The organism is Glycomyces sp. NPDC021274 (assembly GCF_040641195.1).
Classification (GTDB): Bacteria; Actinomycetota; Actinomycetes; order Mycobacteriales; family Micromonosporaceae; genus Glycomyces.
Map to the genome: position 1 here is coordinate 1 of NZ_JBFADC010000125.1, position 1,080 is coordinate 1,080.

The 1,080-nt window shown below is 66.3% G+C and carries 1 protein-coding gene and 1 tRNA gene; one reads left to right on the forward strand and one right to left on the reverse strand.

Translation table 11 applies throughout. From position 1 onward, the window contains the following. On the forward strand, positions 1-718 hold a 718-nt coding region (locus AB0I03_RS27070; RefSeq protein WP_360417482.1), incomplete at its 5' end, for a site-specific integrase. A gap of 78 nt (positions 719-796) precedes the next feature. On the opposite strand, the gene AB0I03_RS27075 is transcribed toward AB0I03_RS27070, so the two are convergent. Continuing rightward, positions 797-869, reverse strand: a tRNA-Arg gene (locus AB0I03_RS27075). Positions 870-1,080: the final 211 nt, after the last annotated feature.

A 1,080-nucleotide genomic window follows, 5' to 3' on the forward strand; every position in this document is an offset into this window, starting at 1 on the left:
CGCCGCGCTCACCCACGCGGTCACCGAAGAGGAGATCGGCAAGAACGTCGCCGCCCTGGTCAAGGTCCCCAAGCCGCGCCGCCGTCGCATCAAGCCCTGGTCCGCGGCTGAGGCGAGTCGGTTCCTTGCCGACGCGGTGGCCCGTGAGGACCCGCTCTTCGCGGCCTGGGTGCTCGTCCTGTGTCTGGGGCTCCGCCGTGGCGAAGTGCTAGGACTGACCTGGAAGTCCGTCGACTTCGAAGCGGGCGAGCTGTACGTGGACCACCAGATCCAGCGGGCGGGTCGTCAGATTCTCCACCGGGAGACGAAGACCGAGGAGTCGGACGACTTCCTGCCGCTGCCGGCGCTCTGCCTCAAGGCGCTCCGGGTTCGTCGTGCTCAGCAGACCGGGGACCGGAAGGTAGTCGGAGACCTCTGGCAGGACAGCCACGATCTGATCTTCACGACGAAGTACGGCACCCCGATCGAGCCGGGGAACCTCACCCGCATGTTCGCGTTGCGGGCGCGTCGCGCCGGGCTCCGGGTCATCCCGCTGCGGAACACTCGGCACACCTGCGCCGCGCTGCTGGTGCTCCTGAAGGTCCACCCCAGGGTGGCTCAGCGCATCCTTCGGCACTCGCAGATCGCGATGACGATGGAGGTCTACGCCGAAGCGGATGACGCAGCGGTGCGCGAAGCCCTGGCGATGCTGTCCGGAGCCATGGGCGGCGCCGGCTGACCCGGTTGCTGTACTTCACTGCTGTACGGCACGACAAAGCCCCCTCCGGGAAATTCCGGCGGGGGCTTTGACCTGCTGTGCGCTCGGCAGGATTCGAACCTGCAACCTTCTGATCCGTAGTCAGATGCTCTATCCGTTAAGCTACGAGCGCTTGGCTTTCCGGCGGTTTTTCTTGCCGGTCGGCGTTGCGGGAACAACATTACATGACCTGCGCCGTTAGGTGAAATCCGATAGCCGCACCCGCTCTGACCTGCGGAAACGCCCCTGCGCCCGGGTGTGGGGGGTCAGGCCGGCCAGGGGGAGTCTTCGATGATCTGGACGAAGTTCGGGCGGGTGTAGTCCGCTTCGAAGCGGTCCAGGAC